The sequence below is a fragment of the Pseudomonas sp. BGA-UO-ETr-WB11 genome (assembly GCF_059567785.1).
This window is the reverse complement of record NZ_JCAQOS010000008.1, coordinates 68,563-86,617: the sequence shown is the minus strand read 5'-3', so window position 1 is coordinate 86,617 and position 18,055 is coordinate 68,563. Positions and strand designations below refer to the sequence as shown.

Here is an 18,055-nt window from a genome sequence, read left to right as displayed (position 1 = left end):
CGTGGAAGGTTGCGTAGAATGTCGCGCGCGACACTGCCCGTCGCATGCCGCGTTTAGCCTTTAACCGTAGTCGGCTACTGGCTTCGCGTTATGATCCGGCGCAACAGAGTTGCTGTTTTTCCCGCCTTCGAACGGACTCCACCGCCCCATGCTCAGCCTCTTTCATGCCCCCGATCTGGAAACCCTTGGTGAGCTGGCTTGCACGCTGCTGGCTCAGCCGCTGAGTGAGCCTTTGGCGCCGGCCTTGGTGGTGGTGCCGAGTCAGGGCATGGGCCGCTGGCTGACCTTGCAACTGGCGCGCAGCACCGGGATCGCTATGCAGCTTGAGGTGCAGTTGCCGGCCAAGTTCGTCTGGGATGTGTCGCGTCTGGTGCTCGGTCAGTTACCTGAACAGTCGGCCTTCAGCCCCAGCAGCCTGACCTGGCGCCTGTACGACTGGCTGTGTGAGCCCGAGCACTGCGCCCAGGCGCCGCGCCTGGCCCATTACCTGGCGGGCGGTGATGAGCGTCGGCGGCTGTCCCTGGCGGTGAAGATTGCCGACGTGTTCGACCAATACCTGCTGTACCGCGACGACTGGCTGGCGGCCTGGGAGCGCAATGAGCTGCTCGATCTGGGCCCGGACGAAGGCTGGCAGGCGCTGCTCTGGCGCGAGCTGACCAAGGACGGCCACCCGCACCGCGCGCGCCTGCTCGATGAACTGTTGCAGCGCTTGCAGGACTCCACGCCCATCGTCGGGCTACCCGAGCGCGTCGTGGTGTTCGGCATCAGCAGCCTGCCGCCCCATCACCTGCGCGTGCTCGAAGGCCTGAGCCAGCACTGTGAAGTCATCCTGTTTGCCCTCAATCCGTGTCGCGAGGCCTGGGGCGAGATTCGTGATATCCGCGAGCTGGCCAAGCGTCCGGAGCTGAGCCCGGATGAGTGGTACCTGGATGTAGGCAATCCTTTGCTGGCGAGTTTGGGCAAGCAGGGTCGGGACTTTTTCGACAGCCTGTTCAGCCTGGCGTCCGGCGAAGGCGGTCAGGAGACCGGCCTGTATTCCGAGGACGCCGACCTGCACGACAGCAGCCTGCTGCAGGCCCTGCAAAACGACATCCTGCGCCTGCGCACCCGCCAGCCCGAGGAGCGTTTGCAGTTGCGTGCCGACGACCGCTCGCTGGAAGTGCACTGCGCCCACTCGCCGCTGCGCGAGGTGGAAATCCTCCATGACCAGCTGCTCGCGCGCTTCGCCGCCAACCCACAACTGACACCCGATCAGGTGGTGGTGCTGACCCCGGACATCGAACGTTACGCGCCCTATATCGAAGCCGTATTTGCCCCCCGCGAAGGTGTGCCACGCATCCCGTTCAGCCTGGCCGACCGCAGCCTGCGCGCGGAAACCCCGCTGATCGAAACCTTTCTCAGCCTGCTAGCGCTGCCCGACAGCCGCTTTACCGCCGAAGAAGTGCTGACCTGGCTGGAGCAACCAGCCCTGGCGGCCAAGGCCGGCATCGACGCCGACGACCTGCCGCTGCTGCGCGACTGGCTGAGCACGGCAGGGGTGCGTTGGGGCCGTGATGGCGAGCACCGCCAGCAACTCGGCTTGCCGGTCGATGCCGCCTTCACCTGGCGCCAGGGCCTGGATCGCCTACTGCTGGGCTTTGCCGCACCGCCGCAACTGGCCGCCGGACACGCGCCGTTGCTCGGTGACAGCTGGCCGCTGGATGCCCTGGAAGGCGCCCGCGCCCAGCTGCTCGGCCGCCTGGTGGCCTTTGTCGAACGCCTGGCGGCGCTGGCGCAGACGCTGCAACGGCAGCGCAGCCTGAGTGATTGGGCCGACACGCTGCAGGGCCTGATCGACGAGTTATTTGATGAGCGCGAAGCCGGCGACACCCTGTTGCTGCTCAGCAAGGCCTGCGCCGCCCTGCGCGAACAGGCCCTGGCGGCGGGTATCGAGCGGCCGCTGGAGCTGGCGCTGATCCGCCAGCAACTGACCGCCGCGCTGGAGCAAGGCAGCGGCGCCTCGGGCTTTCTTACCGGCGCGGTGACCTTCTGCACCATGGTGCCGATGCGCAGCCTGCCGTTTGCCCTGGTCTGCCTGCTCGGTTTGGACGACGGCGCCCTGCCACGCCGCACGCCGGCGGCCGGCTTCGATTTGATCGGGCAGAAACCGCGGCACGGCGACCGCGCCCGCCGTCTGGATGACCGCTACCTGCTGCTGGAAACCCTGCTCTCGGCGCGCCAGGGCCTGTACCTCAGCTACGTCGGCCGCGACCCGCGCAGCAATGCGGTATTGCCGCCTTCGGTGCTGATCAGTGAACTGCTGGATGTGGTCGACCTGACAGCGAGCTATAGGGATGTAGGAACTGCAGCAAACGATCGGGAACCACTCCTGCCGACCTGTGGGAGCGGTCTTGACCGCGAACCCGGCGCCGCCGAAACATCGCGGCCAAGGCCGCTCCTACAAGAGCAAAAAGCCAGCGCGCGTATTACCCATCAACACCCGCTGCAACCTTTCGCCCCCGGCAACTTCGCCAGTGCCGCCCATGCCGGTTTCGCCGCGCCCTGGTTCCGCGCTGCGCAGCGCCTGAGCGAGCCGGTAGTGCCGGCGCCCGCTTTTGCCAGTCGCCTGGCTGCCCCCGATGCGGACTGGCTGACCATCGAGCCGAGCCAGCTGCTGCATTGCTTCAAGCACCCGGCGCGCTACCTGCTGGAACAGCGCCTCGGTCTGCACCTGGCGCAAGGCACCGAAGTGCTGGCCGGTGACGAACCCTTCAGCGTCGAATGGACCAGCCAGCACGGCCTGCGCCAGCTGGCGTTGCAGGCCATCGAGCAGAACTGGACGGAGCCCCAGGAGCGTGCCGTCGCCGCCGCCTCCGGTTGGTTGCCGGTGGGTGAGTTGGGCCAGGCTTACTGGGGGCAAATCCGCGGGCCGATTCGCGCCTTCGCCCCCACCCTGTTCGACGAGCGCCCGGCCGAGGCCGCGCAGCCGCTGCTGGTGGATATCAACCTGGCGGGCGTGCGCATCCACGGCTGGCTGGAGGGCGTTACCGACGAGGGCCTGTTCGACTACCGCCTGCGTGATCTGGGCGCTTGGGAGTTGGCGCCGTTCTGGCTGCGCCACCTGCTGCTCAACTGCGCGGCGACTCCCGGCATCCGCCGCGACAGTCGACTGCTGTCGCCAAAAAGCGAGTGGCGCCTGGGCCCGCTGGCCAACCCCTTGGAGCTGCTGCAGCCTTGGCTGGAGGCTTACCAACGTGCGCTGTGTGAGCCGCTGCCGCTATTGGCCAAATGCAGCGTTGGTTTTGCCAAAAAATGGCGCAACCCTGGGCGCAAGGAACCGATCGACGCCGCGCGCGGCGAAGCCGCGCTGATGTGGCAAGGCAACGAGCACATGAGTGGTGAAGGCGACGACCCCTGGAACGCCCTGGCCTTCCGCGACCGTGAGGTGCTCGACGAGCGCTTCGAAGCCCTGGCCGAACAGCTCTACGGCCCGGCCCTGGATGCCTTGCAAGACCAAGCAGAGGACGAGGCATGAACAGCGCCGCCCTGGATTTACTTACGGACTCTTTCACTGGCCGCTCGCTGATCGAAGCCAGCGCCGGCACCGGCAAAACCTGGACCCTGACCGCGCTGTACGCGCGTCTGCTGCTGGAGAAGCAGCTCAACGTCAGCCAGATTCTGGTGGTGACCTTCACCACCGCCGCCACCGCCGAGCTGCGCGAGCGCATCCGCAAGCGCCTGGCCGAGTTGTTGGCGGTGTACGAGCAAGGCCCGGGCGCGGACGACTTGCTTAACCGTCTGCACGCCCAGTACCCGGATGCCGCCAGCCACCGGCGCCTGCTGCTGGCGGTGCATGGCTTCGATGAAGCGGCGATCTTCACCATCCACGGCTTCTGCCAGCGCGCCTTGCAGGATGCGGCGTTCGAGGCCGGTGGCGATTTCGATAACGAGCTGACCCACGACGACCGCGAACTGCTCGACGCCCTGCTTGCCGACCTCTGGCGCCATGAGCTGGCGGCGGCCGAGCCGGAGTGGGCGGCGTTTCTGGTGCAGCAGAAAGTCACCCCGCAGAGCCTGCGCCAGCAGTTGCGCAATCACTTGGGCAAACCTTACTTGCGCATCGAGCCGCAGCCGGGGGCCAGCAGCGAAATGCGTGGCCTGCGCAGTGCCTGGCAGCGCGCGCGCGACAGCTGGCAGATCGAGAGCGCCGCCTGGCTGGCGCAGCTCAAGGCCTGCGACGGCTTCAAAAGTAATATGTGCAACGTCGCCAAACTGGGCGTTTGGCAGCTGGAGCTGGACGGTTATTTCAGCGACGCCGCGGCGCTGTTCAGCAAGACCGAGGCGCACCAGCGTCTGTCCCGTGAAGGCTTGCTCAAGGCCAGCAAGAAGGGTGCCAGCGTGCCCGAGAGTCCATTGGCAGCAGCGTTACAGGACCTCTGTGACGCCCTGGCGGCGGCGCAGCCTGAGGCCGAACAACGGCTGATCGACCTGCAGGTACGCCTGATTGGCCAGCTCAATGAGCAGCTGCCGCAACGCAAGGCGGCGCAACGCCTGCTGGCCTTCGACGACCTGCTCAACCAGCTGCAACAGGGCCTGTACGGCGAGGGCGGCGAGCACCTGGCCGGCACCCTGCGCGCGCAGTACCCGGTGGCGCTGATCGACGAATTCCAAGACACCGACCCGGTGCAGTACCAGGTGTTTCATCGCATCTATTCAGGTCCTGGCGTAGCGAGCGACTTGCTGGCAAGGAAGGCTCCGAGCGAAGGGGGAGACAGTACTGGCTGTACGGCGAGCCCTGAGCGAGGAACTGACGCCGCCAGCGAGGCGCGCAGTAGCCAGTGGGGTGACCTGTGTTTTGTTGGCGACCCCAAACAGGCCATCTATGCGTTTCGCGGCGCCGATCTGGCCACCTACCTCAAGGCTCGCGACGAGGCGGCCCGGCAGTACAGCCTGGCCACCAACCACCGCTCCACGCCGGAGCTGATCGCCGCCCTTAATCAGCTGTTCGACCGGCCGATGCCATTCGCTGAGCCGGGACTGAGCTACCCGCCAGTCGGCGCCAGCGACAAGATTCGCGCGCAACTGGTGTTGCCGGTCGTCGAGGGTGAAGCGGACGCGCCGTTGAGTCTGGTCTGGCTGGATGATGACTATCTCGGCAAAGGCGCGGCCGGCACCTTGGTGGCCCGCGATACAGCCCGACGCATCGCCGCCTTGCTGGCCGCCAGTGCAGCGGGCGAGGCGTATTTCGACGCCAGCGGTGAACGCACGCCGCTCAAAGGCGGTGATATTGCCGTGCTGGTCGCCAGCCATCGGCAAGCCAGTGACGTGGCCGCCGAACTGGCCGCGCGCGGCGTACCCAGCGTGCGTCGCGGCAAGGAAAACGTCTGGCACAGCGAAGAGGCCGGTGAGCTGGCCGCGGTGCTGGCTGCCTATGCTGAGCCTGGCCGCGAAGGCGCCTTGCGCTATGCCCTGGCCAGTCGTTTGCTCGGGCGTAGCGCAGCCGATCTGGCTGCCTGCCAGGAAGACGCCCGCGCCTGGGATGAGGAGCGCGAGGCCGCCGAGCGCTATCACCAGCTCTGGCAGCAGCAGGGCTTTATGCGCGCCTTCCGTGCCTGGCTGGACGAGCAACAGGTGGCGCCGCGCTTGCTGGCGCTGGTGGATGGCGAGCGGCGGCTTACCAATCTGCTGCACCTGGCCGAGCTGCTGCAAACCGAGAGCCTGCAACGCGCGGGCCTGGAGCAATTGCTCAGCTGGTTCAACGCCCAGCGTAGCGCCGAGGCCCATGGCGAAGACGCCCTGCTGCGCCTGGAAAGCGATGCCGAGCGGGTGCAGATCGTCACCATCCACACCTCCAAGGGCCTGGAGTACCCGTTGGTGTTCTGCCCTTATCTGTGGGACGGCGCTTTGCTGCGCCAACATGAAGACATCACCTGCCACGCCGACGACGGCACACCGTTGTTGGATCTGGGCGGCGAGCAGTTCGACGTGCACCGCGAGCGCGCCCGCCATGAGCGCTTCGCCGAGAAACTGCGCCTGACCTATGTGGCTCTAACCCGTGCCCGCGACCGCTTGTGGCTGCACTGGGGGCCAGTGGACTGCAAGCCGAAAAAGGACGGCAGCATGAGCGACAGCGGCCTGCACAGCAGCGCCCTGGCCTGGCTGCTGCACGGTCGTCAGCTGTCGGGCGCTGACGCCTTGGTGGAACTCGCCGAGCACTTTCAACAACTCAGCCCCAGCGACTTGCGGGCGGAAATCGACCAGCTGAGCGCCGCCAGTCAGGGCCGTATGGCCGTGCAGGCCCTGCGTGAAACTGAAGCCAGCGCCGCCGGTGAACGCCGCGCCGCGCCGCCCGCGCAACTGGGTCAGCTCAAGCGCAGCCTTTACAGCGCCTGGCGGGTTGGCAGCTTCTCTGGATTAGCCGCGGGCATGCATATGGAAGCGCCGGATCGTGATGGCCTGGTCATGCCGGATGCCAGCGAGCCGGGCAGCGGCTTCTACGCCTTCCCCCGTGGTGCGCGGGCCGGTACTTGCTTGCACGCGATTCTCGAAGATTGGGCGCGAGGTAAAGGCGCGCTGACGGATCTGGTGGCGCCGGCCCTGAGCGGCCACGGTATCGATGCCGAGACCTGGGGCGCGGTGGCGCTGGCGCAGTTGCAGTTGGTGCTGGACAGCGATCTGGATGGCCAGGGCCTCAGTCTGGCCAGCCTGAAGCCGGCGCGGCGTTTGCCCGAGCTGGGCTTTACCTTCCCGGTCGGCGACCTGCAGGTGCAGCGCCTGCGCCAGATCCTCAGCGATCCGGCCCACGACCTGGCCGAGCCGTTGCGCGAGGCCGCCAGCCGGTTGGAGTTCGACAGTTTGAAGGGCTTTCTCAAGGGTTTTATCGACCTGACCTTCGAACACGACGGCCGTTGGTACATCCTCGACTACAAATCCAACTGGCTCGGCCCGGACGCCAGCTACTACGGCGGCGAGCGCCTGCTGCAAGCGCTCGCCGGCGAGCATTACTACCTGCAATACCTGATCTACCTGGTGGCGCTGCGGCGTTTCCTGCGCCAGCGCTTGGCTGACTTCAGTAATGCACAGCTGGGCGGCGCCTATTACCTGTTCCTGCGCGGCATGCCGGAGGCCGGCGTGTACTTCGCTCGCCCCAGCGATGCCTTGCTGGATGCGCTGGATCAGCTGTTCGAAGGGGGCCACTGATGGCTGTCACGCGTAGCCCGGATGCAATCCGGGAGCTCTATCAGCCGCTGTCATCCCCGGATTGCATCCGGGCTACGCGGTCTGAGTCCGTAGGATGGGTTGAGCGCAGCGATACCCATCAACTTGGCGGCGCTCGCAGTGACCGGGAGTCGAATCAATGAGCGTTAGCGATCTGCCCCTCGGGCCACTGGAACGCGCCCTGCTGGCCAGCCTGCAACGCCTCGACCCGAGTGCGGATGAAGCGGTCCTGGCCGCCGCCGCGCTATGCTGCCAGGTGCTCGGCAATGGCGATGTCTGTCTGCCGCTGGCGCGCTGGGCCGGACAGCGGCCGTGGGGCGAGGGTTATGTACTACCGGCGCTGACGGACTGGCGCGGGCAGCTGAGCGCGTCCGCGTTGGTTGGTGCGCCGGGCGACTTTACCCCGCTGATTCTCGACGGCGAGCGCTTGTACCTGGCGCGCTATCAGGCTTACGAGGCCCAGCTGGCGGTGCAGTTGCTTAGTCGGGCGGCCGATCAGCCGGCGGTGGATGAAGCGCAACTGAGCGACAGCTTGCAGCGTCTGTTTGCCAATAACACTCAACAACCGGACTGGCAGCGCCTGGCGGCCGCCCAGGCGGTGCGCAAGCGGGTGGCGGTGATTTCCGGCGGCCCCGGCACCGGCAAGACCACCACCGTGGTGCGCCTGCTGGCGGCATTGTTGGAACAGCCCGGCGGCGAACGTCTTGCCATCGGTCTGGCCGCGCCCACCGGCAAGGCCGCGGCGCGGATGGCCGAGGCAATCCGCAACGCCAAGGCCAGCCTGCCGGTCAGCGAGGCGATCAAGGCGGCGCTGCCGGAACAGGCGCGCACCCTGCACCGCCTGCTCGGAAGCCGTGGTGATCGCCCGCAGGTACGCCACACGGCGGCCAATCCGCTGGCCCTGGACGTGCTGGTGGTCGATGAAGCCTCGATGGTCGACCTGGCGATGATGGCCAAACTGCTCGACGCCCTGCCCGCCAACGGCCGCCTGATTCTGCTCGGCGACAAGGACCAACTGTGCGCCGTGGAAGCCGGCGCGGTGTTCGCCGAGCTGTGCGATGGCCGGGGTTTCAACGCCAGCGCGGCGGCCGACGTGCAGCGCCTGACCGGGCAGAGCGTGCCGGTGGAGGCGCCGACATCCATGCTTGGTGATGCCGTGGTACTGCTCACCCACAGCCACCGGTTTGCCGGGGACAGCGGCATCGGCGAGCTGGCACGGCGGATCAACGGCGGCGATGCGCGCGGCACCTTGAGCCTGTTGCAGGAAGGGCGCAGTAACCTGCACTGGCAGTCCGTACCGACCCCGGCGGCGTTGCTGACGCGGATTGAACAGGGTTACGAAGGCTATCTGCAGGCCGCGCGGGCTGGTGAGCCAGCGGCGGCCTTTGCCGCCTTCAACCAGTTCCGCGTACTCACCGCCCAGCGCGAAGGCGCGTTCGGCGTGGCCGGTCTCAACGAGGCGTTGGAGGCACGCTACAAGCGCCGTTTCAAACTGGCCGAGCGCGAGCGCTGGTACGCCGGGCGGGCGGTGATGGTGCAAAGCAACGACTACGCCCTGGGCCTGTTCAACGGCGATATCGGCATCTGCCTGATGACCGACCTGGGCTTGCGCGTGCTGTTCGAGAGCGAAGAGGGTTTCCGCACCTTCACCACCGCACGCCTGCCCAGCCACGAAACCGCGTTGGCGATGACCGTGCACAAGAGCCAGGGTTCGGAGTTCAGTGAAGTGCTGCTGGTGCTGCCCGAGCAACCCAGCCCGTTGCTCAGTCGCAGTCTGTTCTACACCGGCATCACCCGCGCCAAGAACAAGGTCGAGATCTGGGCCCTGGCGCCGCGTATCAGCGAGGCGGTTAACACCAAAGCCGAGCGTGCGGCGGGGTTAGCCTTGCGCCTGGCGCTGGCGGTCGAGGATGGCGTGGCGAATACGCCGTTATTAGCGACACCCAGCAGCCATCAGCCAAGTCAGCTGGGCTTGTTTTGATGGCCTGACTTGAAGTGATCAAAAACTAAAACGGGGCCTGCTGAGGCCCCGTTTTGTATCGCTTAACCGGCGCTTTATTCGCCCGGAATATCCTTGCGCAGTTTGACCGGCTCGGGCTGCGCCAGCTTCTTGGCTCGCGCCGTGCGCATGCGGATGTTGATGGCTTCCACGCCCAGGGAGAAGGCCATGGCGAAGTACACATAGCCCTTTGGCACGTGCACGTCGAAGGCCTCTGCGATCAATACGGTACCGACCACGGTGAGGAACGACAGGGCGAGCATCTTCAGTGACGGATGCTTGTCGATAAAGTCGCTGATGGTGCCGGCAGCGAGCATCATCACCAGCACGGCGACGATGATGGCTGCGACCATCACTGGCACGTTGGAGACCATGCCGACCGCGGTGATCACTGAGTCGAGGGAGAACACGATGTCGATGATGGCGATCTGCACAATGGTGCCGAGGAAGCCGCCGGCCATGCTTTTGGGCTCGTCGGCGGTCTCGTCTTCACCTTCTAGGCCGTGGTAGATCTCCATGCTGCTTTTCCACAGCAGGAACAGGCCGCCGAAAAACAGAATCAGGTCGCGCCCGGAAATACCTTGGCCGAAGACGTTGAACAGGTCGTTGGTCAGGCGCATCACCCAGGTGATGGAGAGCAGCAGCATGATCCGCGTGACCATCGCCAGGGCCAGGCCGAAGAAGCGGGTCTTGGCTTGCATGGCCTTGGGCACCCGACCGACAAGGATGGCGATCATGATGATGTTGTCGATGCCGAGGACGATCTCCAGCGCGGTCAGGGTGAAAAACGCGATCCAGATTTCCGGGCTGGTCAGCCATTCCATGATGGGTAGTTACTCTGCTGGGGGATGATGGGGTGTGGCAGTCTAACGCCTCACTAGGCGTTATTGAATGGAGAGCCCTGGAGATGAGTAATGCCCAGCAAGGCGGCTGCCAATGTGGTCAGCTGCGTTACCAGTTTGATGCGCCTTTGCGCGACATTGCTCATTGTCACTGCTCGATCTGTCGGCGCACCAGCGGCGGTATCGTCACGACGTGGATCACGGTGCCGCTCGCCAGCTTTCAATGGTTATGCGGGACGCCGGCCACATTCGCCTCATCGCCCACTTGCACACGCTTTTTCTGCCCAGGTTGCGGCGCGCAGTTGGCGTTGCTGACCCAGCTGAGCCCCTCGACGCTGGATGTTACCGTGGCCACTCTCGATCACCCGCAACAGGCACCTGCCGACCGGCATATCTGGGTCAGCAGCCGTCTGCCGTGGCTGCAGCTTGATCCGCAGCTACCCCAGGAGGATGAGGAGTGTTTGTAGGAGGGGCTGTTGGGTGTGCCTTGCGCCGGGAGATCAGCGCCGCCTGTAGCTCGGATGTCATTCGGGCTACGGCAGGACCAGCCCACCACTGGCCTTGTGCAGTGCCCGTAGGTGCTGGCTGAGCTGGGTGAGGTTGGCCTCTGCCTGTTCCAGCTCCACGACTTGTGCGGGGTCGAGCAGTGCGCGCACTTCCAGTTCGAGATCGTCACTGAGACGGCGCAGGTGTTGCTGGCGTTCGTCGCTGCTGGCTTGCAGTTGTTGCCACTCGGCGGGTTGCGGCAGGCCATAACCCCGGCTGCCGAGCAGCTCGGCCGGGCGGCTGAGAAAGCCACTGCTGGCCAACAGCTGCTCCAGGGTGCTGCCGGCTTTGGCTAGGTCGGGATCGGCACCGCTGTTGTCGCGGGCGTTGAGGTAGCGCTGCTTGATCTGCTCTTGGGCGCGCAGCAACTGGCGGCGCTGGGCGGCCTGTTCGAGCAGCAGCAGTGCTGCACTGGTGCGCAGGTCGGCGCGGGCGAGCCACGGTTGGCGCTGCTTGGCCGGCAGGTCGAGCCAGTCTTCTACCGCCTGCTGCGGGATCGGCAGCCGGCGCTTCAGAACGTCGAACATGGCTTGGTAGCGTTCGCGGTAGGAGTCGAAGCGATAGCCCAGGCGCAGCGCTTCACGCGGGTCGGCGAGCACCGAGGTGTCGGCCAGTCCGCGGGCGTCGAGGACCTCCAGTAGGCCGTTGGGCAGGATGCTGTCGAGGTCGTTGAGCAGCGCGGCGTCACTGCCGCTGCGCAGCAGTTTCAGGGTCTCGACTGCGCAGTTGTTGGAGATGAAGAAGTAGCTGCCGTCGTAGCTCCAGTGCAGCTCGGCGGCGCGCCGCACCAGTGCATCCTGCTCGCTGCGGCTGAGCTTGAGCGGTACCGAGGCCAGGCTGCGCAGCTCGATCTTGGTGTATTCGTCGATCACCTGACTGAGCGGCAAAACGAACAGCCGCGACGGGTAGCCGCCGGTGAGCCCGGCCCAGCTGGACAGTTGCACATCGCCGACAAACGCGCGGTAGGACAGCACCAGATGCTGGTCCAGATCCAGCCTGCACGCCGGCCCGCGTGGCCTGCCAGGTGCGCAGATCACCAGGCGCAGCATGCTGTGGCCGAAGCGGCTGACCCACTCGCTGTTGGCTTCGGCCAGCAGGTAATCGACGGCGTAGACCCGCTCGGGGTCGAGCTGGCCTAACGGTTGGCGGCCAAAGTCGCTGCCGGCATTCAGGTAGGCAAACTGCGGACTGCACGGCGTTTTAGCGCCCGGTGCCCAGCCGAAGTGCGCCTGCCAGTAGGCATACAGCTCGGGGCGCCGGCAGGCGTAGCTGGGGTCGAGGAGGAAGTATTCGAGATTGACCGCAACAAACTCGCGCGGGTTGCTCAGCTCGTAGCTGTCCGGGCTGCGTGCCACCTGGCCGTTGTGTTGCTCGCGCTGGCCACGGCGGCCGACGTATTGCGGCCAGCCGGCCAGGTCGAGCAGGCGTGGGTCGTCGCTGAGCGTGAAGCGTCGGGCGGTTTGTCCACGGCACTCTGCGGGCAAGCCAATCAGACCGCCAGTGGCCACGCGGCGCCGGCAGTTCTGCTGCAGGTGCTGGGTTTCGGCATCCCACAGGCGGGCGCGGTCGTACAGATGGGTGAGCTCGTGCAGCAGGCTGGCCAGCAGTTCGCGCTGCAAGGTGCCGTGGGCGCGGCCGGTCTGTTCGCTGGCGGCGCTGCCATCCACCAGTTTGGGCAGCAGTTGGGCATTCAATTCGAGGCGCGCCAGCAGCTGGTTGGCGCTGCCGTAGACGTTGGCCGGCAGCTCGTCCGACCAACGCAGCCGCACCGATTGTTGCAGGCGCTGGTGGAAGCTCGGAGGGAGGGCGGCCAGGGCCTGGTCGATCAACTGCTGACTGGCGCGGCGCTCGGCCGGGCTCAGACCCTCGGTGTCGAGGTGCAGTTGCAGCGCCTGGCTGGGGCCGCTGAGCAGCCACAGCAGGCTGCCGAGCAGCCAGGCACAGACGGATTTCACGGTGCGAGGATGGCCGCTGCCAGCTCCTGATCGGAGACATTGCGGGCGGCCGGGTACTGTGCGCGCACGGCGACAAACGCGGCTTCCAGCTGGGCGCCACGGATGGCGCCATTACTGGCCACGAAGCTGGCGGCGTCGTCACGGGCGGCGATAACCAGCTTCATGTCGCGGATCGAGGTGGTGGTATCGGAGGTGAAGTCCAGGGTGCGGTTGGTGGCGTTCAACAGCATGTTGCTGGTGGCTTTCAGGGTTTGCGCCTGGGCCGCGCCGGCAAACAGGGCCAGGGCGATGCTGGCGGCAATCAGAGGGCTACGCATGAACTATCTCCGGGAAACGAGGGCGTGAACAAGCCGGCGATTATCGCCCAAGTGCCGGTTTTATGCAGGGGTGTATCGCGGCGCGAAGGTCGCGCGCGTGACGGGCGGCCAGCGGCTGACCGTCACGCGTCAGCCTTAGTGGCTGAGGATGGCCTCGGCCAATTGTGCATCGCTGGCCTGCAACTGCGGCGCGTGCTCGCGGATTTGCAGCAGTGCGGCTTCCAGCTGGGCGCCGCGGATGGCGCCATTACTGGCGACAAAACTGGCGGCGTCATCACGTGCGGCGCGGATTACCTTGTCATCCTTGGTCGACGATGACGTGGCATCCGAGGATGAGCCGAACGCATCGGCGATCCAGTCGGTGGTCACCACAAAACTGGTGGCCGAGGCGCTGGTGGCCAGGCTCAGCAGACCAGCCGCAGCAAACAGGCGAAATGGGGACATGGCAGAACTCCTTAAATAGTCAGAACCGGCCGCCTAGAAGCGCGCTCCGGTGTCCATCAGCCTAGCCAAGTCCACAGGCCGTGACCAGCTGCATGCCTTGGCTTAGCGCCAGAATGGCTTGCTCAACTCGACCTGACGCTCGGCTGCGCTGATGCCTGTATCGGCCAGCAGGCGAGAATCGAGCTGGGCCAGTTGTCGGCGACTGCGGCTGCGTTGCTGCCAAATGTGCAACAAGGCCAGCAGTTGCTGAACGCGGTTAGGGCGTAGCCGAGAGTCGTCGATATGGCTGCTGTGGGGCAGGGAATGGCTATGCATGGCGGCATCCGTTTCGCCGGGCGACGAAGTGGCGGGCTGGGCCACCATGATCGACTTTGGGCAGGCGCTGTCACCAGTGACAGTGCGGCGCAATTGAGCGATCACAGTTCGCGTTACAGCCCAACTGTACTGCCGCATGTGGGCATATCTGTACGGCGGCCAGAGATCAGGCGTAAGCACAGGTCTCACTCTGGAATCTGAGCGGCTGTATGGAGGATGTTGGTTACGCTGAGACCCCGGTCAGGTTGGCGAAAATCATGCCTTGTTGATCGGCTCGCTTGGCCATAGACTCGCTCGGTTTTTCAATTTAAAAGCGCTTATCTTCTGCCAGGCGCGCTCAACTCCCACATGCCTGCTGATCAGCTTCGCAGCGTTGTTGGACACTATAAGAAATAAGCCCAACCCATTGCGCCAACTGCCTTTGGGTGAGAGCGGCACAGCTCACGTGACTCAATGATTATTCTTGTTAGCTCCAAAATTAGCCAAGCCGATATCCACGCCTCGCTCGGTAAGCCGGAATACAGTTATTTCTTTTTGATGAAAGATTTTCTGCCAGCGCTTGAGCAAATTGGCACTGTGATTCAAGTCCAGAGTCGGGATGAAATTGACGCTTTGCATGCACGCTACAGTGCGCAGGGCGAGGCCGTCATTTTTATCAGTGTTAGTCCGCCGCATCAGACTCCGCTCGATCTTAAGTGTCCCACGGTGACACTTTTTGCTTGGGAGTTTGACAGCCTGCCGTCGGTGGCTTGGGATGGTAATCCGCAGAATGATTGGCGCTATGTGTTCGCTCATAGTGCGGGTGCGATTGCCACCAGTCGAGAAGCGGCGGGGTTGGTTGAGCAGGCCACAGCTTCAGGCTTTCCCATCATTTCCCTGCCTGCGCCGGTTTGGGATCGCTATGCGGCACTTGGTTCTGTGGATGGATCTGCAGCCGAGCTTGGCGAGCGGCAATTCCCCTTCGCAGGAATTGTCATTGACAGCCCGCTGTTGGGGTTATCGGCTGATGGGCTGGTGCGCAAACCAGTAGACACGCCAGTAGAAGAGATTGTTGAGCCAGAGCCAGAGGTTTTACCCGCGCCAAAGCCCTTGGTTGAGGCCTGGCAATTAAGTACGGCATTACTCAAAGGTTGGTGGAAGGAGATTTGGCTACCTGTTGATGATGGTCTAAGTGCTCCGCCAGTTACTTCAGCACCTGAAGTTGTAATGCCGCAAGCAGAGGTGACCGATACGCAGAGCGAACCGGTAAAACCGACGCCACAGCAAATTAGTGTCACTGGCGTCGTCTACACCACAGTGCTCAATCCAGCCGACTCACGCAAAAATTGGGTCGAAATAATCACGGCCTTCTGCTGGGCATTTAAGTCGGTTGAGAGCGCGACCCTGATCGTAAAAATGACCCATCACGATCTGGAGTACTACCGCATCGTGCTGATCACGCTCTTGTCGCGATTGGCCCCATTTAGCTGTCGCGTGGTCGTTCTGCATGGATTTCTTGAAGATGAGCAATACCGTGAATTAATCAGCGCCTCCACCTATTACGTGAATGCGTCTTCTGGTGAGGGCTTGTGTCTGCCGCTGATGGAGTTTCTCTCAGCCAGCAAGCCTGTTATCGCACCTACACATACGGCAATGGCCGACTACGTTGATGATGACCTGGCGTTCACTTTGCAATGCTCGCTGGAGCCTTTTTGCTGGCCCCATGATCCGACCGGTATCTTCACGACCCACCGTCATCGCCTCAATTGGCAGTCGTTAATGGAAGCTTTCCAGGCCAGTTACGCCGTTGCCACGCAGCAGCCGCAGCAGTACCGCCGTATGTCACGGCATGCCTTCGCCAAGATGCAAGCATTCGCCTCCGTGGAGGTGGTTGCTGAGCCGCTGGGCGAGTTCTTGCTCGGTGTTATGCAACCTCCCCTCGCCGTGAGCGCGCAGTCGCCAAATGGGAGCGAAACGCCATGAAGTTTCTTGTCTATTCGCAAGTAACCGCTGCGCGCATCGCGACCAGTATGGGCCTGCCGGAATACAGCTATTACTTTGTCTTGCGTGATTTTCTACCGGTGCTAAGAAACCTAGGTGAAGTGCTGGTGGTTGAGCAGCCAGAGGTTGAAGTTGACCGTCTCTATGATCAGGCCTGCGCTGCTGGTGAACGCTGTATCTTTTTATCGTTCTCGCCGCCGCAAAAAACCCCAACGGATTTGCGCTGCCCAACTATTCCGGTATTTGCCTGGGAGTTTGACAGTATTCCGAATGAACACTGGCTCGATGAGGTCAACCAAGACTGGAGTCATGTGTTGGGCAAATGTGGCAGTGCCATTACCCACTCGCAGATGATTGTCGACGCTGTGCGCAAGGAAATGGGCGCGCAATATCCCATCGTCTCGATCCCCTCGCCGGTCTGGGATAAGTACGCCAGCTTCAGAGCTCAGCCTGCGGCTCTTCCTCTAACGGATAAAGTAGTGATACAGGTGCGCTCCGGGGTTGTTGTCGATAGCCATGACGCGGCTTTAGCGCCCTATATCTCGGGTCCGAATGCAGCGGCACGAGTGATTCAAGCCATTCGCGAGCATGAGAGCGCCATGGCTCGCTCGCAGCCGGCATCCCCTGAGCCTGAGCCGGAAATGCAGCCAATTCGTCAACAGTCTCGCCTGCAGGTTACCCGCCGCTACTTGGGCGAGTGGTATCTCAATGTTCTTTCTCGTTATCTGTCTTTTTTGCCCAGACCAAGCCCAAGGGCTGATCAGAGCATTGACTTGATAGCCCAAGATGAGCCGGTGGTAGATCTGGTCTATGAGGATGATGGAAAGTGTCTGGAGCCACGAAATACTGTGGAGCCTCCGCATCCGCCTGCATCCGGGCTCACCCCGCGAATGCCAGAGTGGCTGCCGACAGATAGCCGCCTTGAACTCTCCGGGGTGATTTTTACTGCGCTGTTCAATCCTTACGATGGGCGCAAGAACTGGGCGGACATGTTGACTGCCTTCTGCGCGGCCTTTCGAGATGTTCCCGATGCCACCTTGGTATTCAAGCTTGGGCACCGTGAGTATGAGTCCGCCATGCATGACATGCTGATCTGGATGGCGCGCATGCCCGCGTACAAATGCCGGGTAATTCTCCTGCATGGTTATCTTGAAGGTAGCGAATTCGATAGCTTGATTCGTGCAAGCGCGTTTGCAGTTAATGCCTCGCACGGAGAGGGCCAGTGCCTGCCCTTGATGGAGTTTCTATCCTGCGGAAAGCCCGCAATCGCCCCACGTCATTCGGCGATGCGCGACTATATCGATGAAGATGTCGCTTTCGTTGTTGATAGCTGGCTGGACGCTAGCGCGTGGTCCCATGATCCACGTCTGGCTTACCGTACCTGCCGTCATCAGCTCAATTGGGCGTCCCTAGTCAGCGCCTATCAAGCGGCTTATCACTGTGCTAAAGACGATCCCGAACGGTATGAACGCATGTCGGATGCGGCGATTGAGCGAATGCGCCTGCATTGCTCGCAAGCTGTTGCTACTGAGCGAATGCAGAGTTTCATGACGCTCACCGAGGAGCTCCGCGTATGAATCATATCGACTTGTTCCGGCGCCTAGCAGGCCTGGAAAATGATCCGCGGCCAACAGAGGAGATATGGAAGGAGATCTCGAGTCCAGGAGAGTTTGTAGATTCTCGTGATTGTGGACTGTTCGATGCAGTGCAAAGCGGTTGGTATCTAGGTGACAGCAACGAGCTCTTCAAGGGCTTTCCAATTACCTCTGACGACAGCGTACTGGATATCGGTTGTGGTGCTGGCGGTGCCACACTGTTCTGTGCCAATCGTGGTGCTGACGTAACCTTCGTTGACGTAACGGCACAGGCAATTGAATTATTGCGAGCCAAAGTCGCACAAAGTCCCGCACGAAAAAGTGAGGGATTTGTTTCTGACGGTATTCCTCTGCCTGTGACGGATGCTAGCAAGTCGCGGGTTATTGCAATGGAAGTGCTTGAACATGTCGAAGATCCGGCCGCATTTCTGTGCGAGTTAGTTCGTGTTGGTCAGCCTGGCGCGCTTTATTTGTTGTCTGTGCCAGATTCAGTTGGTGAAAATATGCAGAAGGGCTTTGCGCCCAGTTACTACTTTGAACGGCCAAATCATATTCATGTGTTCGAACGGGAAGAATTTGAAAATTTAGTTTCCAGCGCTGGCTTAGAGATTATTCATCGTGATGCCTCTGGATTTTTCTGGACCTTTTGGATGTTTCTTTACTGGACGCTGGCCAAGACGGCAGGCGCTGAGCTAGAAGGTGAGTCGCTTGATGTTGTAAGACCCCCGTATCCGCCGTTGTTGAACGACTGGGCAAAACTGTGGCATCAAATTATTAAAATCCCTGAGGCTGCGCCGATGAAAAAAGCATTGGACCAGTTGTTACCCAAAAGCCAAGTCATAATCGCCCGCAAGCCTTAGTTCGA

Annotated in this window: 12 protein-coding genes; 7 read left to right on the top strand and 5 right to left on the bottom strand. The window is 62.9% G+C overall.

Annotation, left to right across the window (positions count from 1 at the left end):
* Window positions 1-148 precede the first annotated feature (148 nt).
* From recC to recD, 3 genes are all read left to right on the top strand, one after another.
* Window positions 149-3,514 carry an exodeoxyribonuclease V subunit gamma gene (gene recC, locus AC56DI_RS14120; protein WP_496346735.1) on the top strand — a complete coding sequence of 1,122 codons (3,366 nt, stop codon included), beginning with the start codon at window positions 149-151 and terminating at the stop codon, window positions 3,512-3,514.
* Window positions 3,511-7,179, top strand: a complete 3,669-nt coding sequence (locus tag AC56DI_RS14115) for a UvrD-helicase domain-containing protein (protein WP_496346734.1) — start codon at window positions 3,511-3,513, stop codon at window positions 7,177-7,179. The genes recC and AC56DI_RS14115 overlap by 4 nt, the downstream gene beginning before the upstream one ends.
* 157 nt (window positions 7,180-7,336) lie before the next feature.
* Complete coding sequence (gene recD, locus AC56DI_RS14110; protein ID WP_496346733.1) at window positions 7,337-9,178, top strand: exodeoxyribonuclease V subunit alpha; 1,842 nt, start codon at window positions 7,337-7,339, stop codon at window positions 9,176-9,178.
* Between the two features lie 74 nt (window positions 9,179-9,252).
* On the opposite strand, the gene AC56DI_RS14105 is transcribed toward recD, so the two are convergent.
* On the bottom strand, window positions 9,253-10,020 hold the full coding sequence (locus tag AC56DI_RS14105) for a TerC family protein (RefSeq protein WP_496346732.1): 768 nt from the start codon (window positions 10,018-10,020) through the stop codon (window positions 9,253-9,255).
* Between the two features lie 83 nt (window positions 10,021-10,103).
* On the opposite strand from AC56DI_RS14105, the gene AC56DI_RS14100 reads away from it, so the two are divergent.
* Window positions 10,104-10,505, top strand: a complete 402-nt coding sequence (locus AC56DI_RS14100) for a GFA family protein (protein ID WP_496346731.1) — start codon at window positions 10,104-10,106, stop codon at window positions 10,503-10,505.
* Between the two features lie 66 nt (window positions 10,506-10,571).
* Here the strand turns inward: AC56DI_RS14100 and AC56DI_RS14095 are convergent, their stop codons facing one another.
* The 4 genes from AC56DI_RS14095 to AC56DI_RS14080 all read right to left on the bottom strand — a co-directional run bounded on the left by AC56DI_RS14095 (window position 10,572) and on the right by AC56DI_RS14080 (window position 13,615).
* Window positions 10,572-12,539, bottom strand: coding sequence for a DUF7844 domain-containing protein (locus AC56DI_RS14095; protein ID WP_496346730.1), 1,968 nt, complete (start codon window positions 12,537-12,539; stop codon window positions 10,572-10,574).
* Window positions 12,536-12,856: a DUF2388 domain-containing protein gene (locus AC56DI_RS14090; RefSeq protein WP_324519768.1), complete on the bottom strand. Its 321-nt coding sequence runs from the start codon at window positions 12,854-12,856 to the stop codon at window positions 12,536-12,538. Before AC56DI_RS14090 ends, AC56DI_RS14095 begins: the two co-directional genes overlap by 4 nt.
* A gap of 135 nt (window positions 12,857-12,991) precedes the next feature.
* Window positions 12,992-13,300 carry a DUF2388 domain-containing protein gene (locus AC56DI_RS14085; RefSeq protein WP_324519770.1) on the bottom strand — a complete coding sequence of 103 codons (309 nt, stop codon included), beginning with the start codon at window positions 13,298-13,300 and terminating at the stop codon, window positions 12,992-12,994.
* A gap of 102 nt (window positions 13,301-13,402) precedes the next feature.
* Window positions 13,403-13,615, bottom strand: a complete 213-nt coding sequence (locus tag AC56DI_RS14080; RefSeq protein ID WP_496346729.1) for a DUF1127 domain-containing protein — start codon at window positions 13,613-13,615, stop codon at window positions 13,403-13,405.
* A 453-nt stretch (window positions 13,616-14,068) separates the two neighbouring features.
* Here AC56DI_RS14080 and AC56DI_RS14075 point away from each other — a divergent pair, with 453 nt between their 5' ends.
* From AC56DI_RS14075 to AC56DI_RS14065, 3 genes are read left to right on the top strand one after another with little or no spacing between them, the layout of a single operon-like run.
* Entirely contained in the window at window positions 14,069-15,577 is a 1,509-nt protein-coding gene (locus AC56DI_RS14075; RefSeq protein WP_496346728.1) for a glycosyltransferase, read from the top strand.
* Window positions 15,574-17,172, top strand: a complete 1,599-nt coding sequence (locus AC56DI_RS14070; RefSeq protein ID WP_496346727.1) for a glycosyltransferase family protein — start codon at window positions 15,574-15,576, stop codon at window positions 17,170-17,172. The genes AC56DI_RS14075 and AC56DI_RS14070 overlap by 4 nt, the downstream gene beginning before the upstream one ends.
* On the top strand, window positions 17,169-18,050 hold the full coding sequence (locus AC56DI_RS14065; protein ID WP_496346726.1) for a class I SAM-dependent methyltransferase: 882 nt from the start codon (window positions 17,169-17,171) through the stop codon (window positions 18,048-18,050). The genes AC56DI_RS14070 and AC56DI_RS14065 overlap by 4 nt, the downstream gene beginning before the upstream one ends.
* Window positions 18,051-18,055 lie beyond the last annotated feature (5 nt).